The sequence below is a fragment of the Escherichia sp. E4930 genome (genome assembly GCF_005845405.1).
In the GTDB taxonomy this organism is placed as follows: domain Bacteria; phylum Pseudomonadota; class Gammaproteobacteria; order Enterobacterales; family Enterobacteriaceae; genus Escherichia.
The window spans coordinates 36097-42136 of record NZ_VCDZ01000024.1; the positions used below are offsets into that span (position 1 = coordinate 36097).

Sequence of the window (6040 nt, forward strand, 5' to 3'; positions counted from 1 at the left end):
TTTTTTTCCTCTTAGTACAACGGTGACGCCGGTAAAAACAGTTCAGTCAGCAACAGCGGCTTACCGCTTAATCGCAGGCGGGAACGGCGCCCCCAAAGTCCGGCATCACGGCCTATCTCAATAAAGTCCCGGGTTAATGTCGATGATGTGAACAGATAACGTCCTAATGGCGTTTTACCCAATTTTTGTAACGCCAGCTCAGGGCCACTTAATGTTGATACAGGGACGACGGTACGCCCGGCAAGCCAGGGTTCCCCATCGGCACATAGCAAAATTTCACGTAACCAGTAACGGGATTCTTTCGGCAGCAGCGGTAATTCTTCGGGGATTTCATTCTGTTCGACAAATCCTTCGCGGATCATCGTCACGCTCACCGTTTTTCCCTGCTGTTCAAAACGTTTAGTCATGGAATCTTCCAGCAACAACCAGTCGAGCAGTTGCGGTTCCAGCGCAGGGATCTCTGCAAAATAGCGCAGCGCACGCAGTTGCGTTAACGCGGGGTGTGACATGCCGAACTCTCCGTTACATAACGTAAAGGCATTGTATCGCAGAAAAGCGATAACGGGAGATGTAAAGCATATTAAGTGATCTAATACGCAACAATCACGCAACAATCACTGGGGGGAGAAAAAAAGGTGCGCCCGAAGACGCACCAGTTGTTGCAAAATCAGCACTGTGGGGCGTAATTACCCCTTGCCTTTTACACTGCTGATAAAGGTGGAACGGGCAGATGTCGATCCCAGACGTTCAGCTTCATCAAGCAGTTTTAACGCCTTATCAACATCACCTTTCGCGACAGCGTTTTTGATCGCGGTATTAAAATAACTTTCCGTGTCGTTGAGCATCGGTTCGCTTTTCTTCACCGGTGCCGGAGCAGGTGCAGCCACGGCTGGTGCCGCCGTGTTGCCTACCGTAACCGGAGCTGGAGCGGATGAACCAAATAGCGGTCCCACCAGCACACTGGAGCTGGAGTTCGTTTTCACTTTCAGTTTCAGTAAGCCATCGGTGGTATGACGAGCAACCGGGTCTGGAATATCAGGGATCGAGTTACCGACACCTTTTGCATAGGCTTTTGCCGGGTCGAGTAGTTGCGTCGTCTGCTGGAGATCTTTTTCCGTGGTAAAGACCAGAACATACAGTTTTTGCTGCCCCAACGCTGGTGTCAGACGCATCACTCCTTCCAGACGATCTGCGCTCATGACGCCTGGTTCCTGGTAGGTGAAATAACTGCTGGGGAAGAAGGCTGATGGGGTCATGCTCTGATCAAGAATCAGCACATTTGGCGCAAATACACTGGTTTGTTTGTTCACTTCGCTGGTCAGCGTAAGGGTCAGTTCGCCAATGTTTGCCGGAACGCTGTATGCCGCAACCGGGCCACTGATACCAGGAACGTTCAACCGCTGGCCGCCAGTCGCTAACTGGGTAGTCTGAGTTTTGGATTGATCGACTGGTGTCCAGGTTAATTGTTGTAGCGCGGCAGATGGAATAGCTGGTGCGTCACTGGTGTTTTGCGGTACGTAGTTGACGTCGGCGAGGCTAATTCCAGGCGCGCTCGCCAGCAACCCTGCTGATAAACAGAGGGCGATGAGACTTTTATTCATTTTCATTGTTTTCACCTCAAAATCTGGAGTTCAGCGGTAGCCAGGCAATAGCGCGCTAAACCGATAATCAGAGGGGCTTGCGCCCCTTATAGATAATGACAACGTGTTTTTATGCCGGATGCGGCGTAAACGCCTTATCCGGCCTACACATTGCTATTACCACCAGATTTCCATCTGGGCGCCGAAGGTCCACTCGTCGCTATCACCACGACCGAAGCTACCGCCTTCGAAGTTCGCCGGAACGGCTTTACCGTAGTTCGGGTTGGAAGAGGAACTACCGTTGTAGTCATAGCCCCATTTCTCATCCCACTTGGCGTAGGTCGCGAAGAGACGAATAGCCGGACGTGACCAGATGCTGTCGCCAGCCTGCCATTGTTGTGCGAGGGTAATTTTGTACTGATTGTTCTTGTCGCCAGTGCGCTGGGATTCGACGTTGTCGTAGCCGATCTCCATCAAGGTGCTCATGATTGGCGTCCACTTGTACATCGGGCGAATACCGACGGTCCACCACTTGGTGCCGTTATCGTTATCCCAGTTGATGTCCTGATACATACCCACGTACATCATGTCCCAGTTGTCGCCCATCGAGATCGCACCGTGATCAAGAATACGCAGCATGTGACCGTTGTTGTTGATGTTGTAGGCAAAGTGTTCGTTATCAAACGCGACGCCAGAGCCCTGCGACAGACCTTTACCCTGCGAGGTCATCGAATCAGTTGCGTACTGAACAACAAACTTGTTGAAGCCCTTCAGGATGCTCTGAGTATGTTCAGCAGTGAATAACCAACCGTCTTTCGATGCGCCATCAACCAGACGATAGTTATCACGCAGGTTAGCGCGACCGTAGTCGACACCCAGTTCTAAGGTTCCGCCTGGGTTGATTTCCATCTGCGCTAAACGCACGTCGAAGACATCGTTCGCGGTTTCGTTGGTGTAGTCATAGATATTGTTGCTGGCGAAAGAAGAAGAACCACCAGCTTCAGAAGAGCGGGTTGCTGCCAGAGAGAGCTTACCGAAGCCAACATCGATGTTTTCCAGACCGGCACCAGGACCAGAAATATCCCAGTAGTAGAAGTCGATCATATGAACGTCATGACGTTGATAGAAACGCTTACCCGCCCAGATGGTGGAACCTGGCAGCCATTCAATCAGGTTTTTACCCTGCACGTTCGCTTCACGGAAGGCCGGATCGGTGGCTTCCCAGTCATTCTGTTGTGCTACGGAATAGGCCACGTTAGTGTCGAAATAGAAGCTCTTATCGCCCTCTTTCCACACTTCCTGACCCAATTTTAATTCAGCATAAGTTTCACATTCGTTGCCAAGACGGTATTTACTTTGAGCACCAGTGGTCTGGAAACACTGTTGTTCACCGCCACTCCCTGTCCAGCCGATACCGGAACGAGCGTAACCGTGGAAATCCACAGCCATTGCCTGAGCAGACATTACGCCCGCTGCGACGGCAACCGCCAGAGGAAGTTTGCGCAGAGTAATCATCATTCTATCTCCTGAGTCATTGCTTTTCTTTTTTCACATCACCTGTCACAGGTTTTGTGTCTTTTGTAGGGTGCTTAAACGCCCGGCTCCTGATGCAGTCGACGACATGCAGTGCCATCCTCACGGAACAGATGGCAACGCTCTGGCGGCAGGCCGATAGCGAATGTGGCACCTTCTTCTACCAACACCACGTCAGACTGGCGGTACACCAGGTTTTGACGAATGGAAGGGATCTGGATATGAATTTGGGTTTCGTTGCCGAGTTGCTCGACGACCTGAACTTCACCTTCAAGGATGACGTCGGCGATATCACTTGGCAGTAGATGTTCCGGGCGAATGCCCAGTGACATGTTGGCTCCGACCTGAACGTTGTGGCTTTCAACCGGAAGCCAGACTTGCTGGAGGTTTGGCATCGGCAGCTCAACCTGAACTTGATCGATTGCAACGGCGGTCACTTTTACCGGCAAGAAGTTCATTTTCGGCGAACCAATAAAACCGGCGACAAAGCGGTCCGCCGGATAGTGATACAGTTCGAGGGGTTTCCCGACCTGCGCCACGCGCCCGGCATCCAGCACCACGATTTTATCGGCCAGCGTCATCGCCTCGACCTGATCGTGGGTGACGTAAATCATCGTGCGGCCCAGACGTTTATGCAGGCGGGAGATTTCGATACGCATCTGCACACGCAGCGCAGCGTCAAGGTTGGATAGCGGTTCATCAAGTAAAAACACGCTTGGCTCTGCCACCAGCGTTCGACCAATCGCCACTCGCTGACGCTGCCCGCCGGAGAGCGCCTTCGGTTTGCGATCCAGCAAATGCGCCAGTTGCAGTACTTCCGCCACCTGGTTAACGCGCTGGTTGATCACCTCTTTCTTCGCGCCCGCCAGTTTCAGGCCAAAGGACATGTTTTCTGCCACTGACAGATGGGGATAGAGCGCATAGGACTGGAACACCATGCCGACGCCGCGTTCGGCTGGCGGGGTGTCGTTCATTCGTTTCTCACCGATGAACAGGTCGCCGCTGGTAATTGTCTCAAGGCCGGCAATCATGCGCAGTAACGTTGATTTACCGCAGCCAGATGGCCCGACAAACACCACAAATTCGCCTTCGTGGATCTCGAGATTGATATCTTTCGATACCACGACCTCACCCCAGGCCTTCGTTACATTTTGCAGCTGTACGCTCGCCATGCCCTTCTCCCTTCGTTACAACCTGTCATCGACAGCAACATTCATGATGCGGTGACTATGCTTGATCGACAGATAGCTTAAATCCTCCACCCCCAGGCTTTTTTATGGGGGAGGAGGCGGGAGGATGAGAAGGTGGTGTCTGCGTACTAATCCGAAGGAAAGTAAGGAAATTCGTGATGTTGCTTGCAAAAAACATGGCGATTTTGTGTGCGCCCTCCCGCAATACTGCCGTTTCTGCGACATGGATCACACAAAACGAAGGTGGGGCGTAGGGGCAAGGAGGATGGAAAGAGGTTGCCGTATAAAGAAACTAGAGTCCGTTTAGGCGTTTTCACAAGCACTTCACCAACAAGGACCAGAGATTATGAAAATAAAAACAGGTGCACGCATCCTCGCATTATCTGTTTTAACGACGATGATGTTTTCCGCCTCGGCTCTCGCCAAAATCGAAGAAGGTAAGCTGGTAATCTGGATCAACGGCGATAAAGGCTACAACGGCCTTGCTGAAGTCGGTAAGAAATTCGAGAAAGATACCGGAATTAAAGTCACCGTTGAGCATCCGGATAAGCTGGAAGAGAAATTCCCCCAGGTTGCGGCAACTGGCGATGGTCCGGACATCATCTTCTGGGCGCACGACCGCTTTGGCGGCTATGCCCAGTCTGGTCTGTTAGCTGAAATCTCTCCGGACAAAGCGCTCCAGGACAAGATTTATCCATTCACCTGGGATGCAGTGCGTTTTAACGGCAAACTCATTGCTTACCCGGTTGCAGTTGAAGCGTTATCGCTGATTTATAACAAAGATCTGCTGCCGAACCCGCCAAAAACCTGGGAAGAGATCCCAGCGCTGGATAAAGAACTAAAAGCGAAAGGTAAGAGCGCGCTGATGTTCAACCTGCAAGAACCGTACTTTACCTGGCCGCTGATTGCTGCCGACGGTGGTTATGCGTTCAAGTATGAAAACGACAAATACAACGTGAAAGACGTTGGCGTGGATAACGCTGGCGCGAAAGCGGGTCTGACCTTCCTGGTTGATCTGATTAAAAACAAACACATGAATGCGGATACTGACTACTCCATTGCAGAGGCAGCCTTTAACAAAGGTGAAACTGCGATGACCATTAATGGTCCGTGGGCATGGTCTAACATCGACACCAGCAAAGTGAACTACGGTGTGACGATGCTGCCAACCTTCAAGGGACAACCGTCCAAACCGTTCGTTGGCGTGCTGAGCGCAGGCATTAACGCGGCCAGTCCGAACAAAGAGCTGGCGAAAGAGTTCCTCGAAAACTACCTGCTGACCGACGAAGGTCTGGAAGCGGTGAATAAAGACAAACCGCTGGGTGCCGTGGCGCTGAAGTCTTACCAGGATCAGCTGGCGAAAGATCAACGTATCGCCGCCACTATGGATAACGCCAAGAACGGTGAAATCATGCCGAACATCCCGCAGATGTCCGCCTTCTGGTATGCCGTGCGTACCGCAGTAATCAACGCAGCCAGTGGTCGTCAGACCGTTGATGCCGCGCTGAAAGATGCACAGGGTCGTATCACTAAGTAATGCTTGAAATGCCGGATGCGGCGTAAACGCCTTATCTGCCTACGAAAACGAAACGTATGTAGGCCTGATAAGACGCACCTGCGTCGCATCAGGCATTGATTGCCGGATGCGGCGTAAACGCCTTATCCGGCCTACGAAGCCGAAACGTATGTAGGCCTGATAAGACGCATCTGCGTCGCATCAGGCAGTTGTTGCCGGAT

General features: G+C 52.0%; 5 protein-coding genes. 1 reads left to right on the top strand and 4 read right to left on the bottom strand.

Annotated elements, in window-relative coordinates:
• Window positions 1-11: 11 nt before the first annotated feature.
• The 4 genes from ubiC to malK form a co-directional block, all read right to left on the bottom strand.
• A complete protein-coding gene (gene ubiC, locus FFT88_RS21075) occupies window positions 12-509 on the bottom strand; it encodes a chorismate lyase (protein ID WP_000019214.1) in 498 nt (165 codons plus the stop codon).
• Between the two features lie 177 nt (window positions 510-686).
• Window positions 687-1607, bottom strand: a complete 921-nt coding sequence (gene malM / locus FFT88_RS21080; RefSeq protein ID WP_135405640.1) for a maltose operon protein MalM — start codon at window positions 1605-1607, stop codon at window positions 687-689.
• A 150-nt stretch (window positions 1608-1757) separates the two neighbouring features.
• Window positions 1758-3098, bottom strand: a complete 1341-nt coding sequence (lamB, locus tag FFT88_RS21085) for a maltoporin LamB (RefSeq protein WP_135405639.1) — start codon at window positions 3096-3098, stop codon at window positions 1758-1760.
• 71 nt (window positions 3099-3169) lie between these two features.
• Window positions 3170-4285 (bottom strand): maltose/maltodextrin ABC transporter ATP-binding protein MalK, encoded by a 1116-nt coding sequence (gene malK, locus FFT88_RS21090; RefSeq protein WP_064525541.1) that lies wholly within the window; start codon window positions 4283-4285, stop codon window positions 3170-3172.
• 364 nt (window positions 4286-4649) lie between these two features.
• Here malK and malE point away from each other — a divergent pair, with 364 nt between their 5' ends.
• A complete protein-coding gene (gene malE / locus FFT88_RS21095) occupies window positions 4650-5840 on the top strand; it encodes a maltose/maltodextrin ABC transporter substrate-binding protein MalE (protein WP_130205779.1) in 1191 nt (396 codons plus the stop codon).
• The last annotated feature ends 200 nt before the right edge of the window (window positions 5841-6040 follow it).

Coding starts and splice junctions, on each gene's coding strand:
- lamB (WP_135405639.1), bottom strand. CDS start 3,098: ATGATGATTACTCTGCGCAAACTTCCTCTGGCGGTTGCCGTCGCAGCG.
- malM (WP_135405640.1), bottom strand. CDS start 1,607: ATGAAAATGAATAAAAGTCTCATCGCCCTCTGTTTATCAGCAGGGTTG.
- malK (WP_064525541.1), bottom strand. CDS start 4,285: ATGGCGAGCGTACAGCTGCAAAATGTAACGAAGGCCTGGGGTGAGGTC.
- malE (WP_130205779.1), top strand. CDS start 4,650: ATGAAAATAAAAACAGGTGCACGCATCCTCGCATTATCTGTTTTAACG.
- ubiC (WP_000019214.1), bottom strand. CDS start 509: ATGTCACACCCCGCGTTAACGCAACTGCGTGCGCTGCGCTATTTTGCA.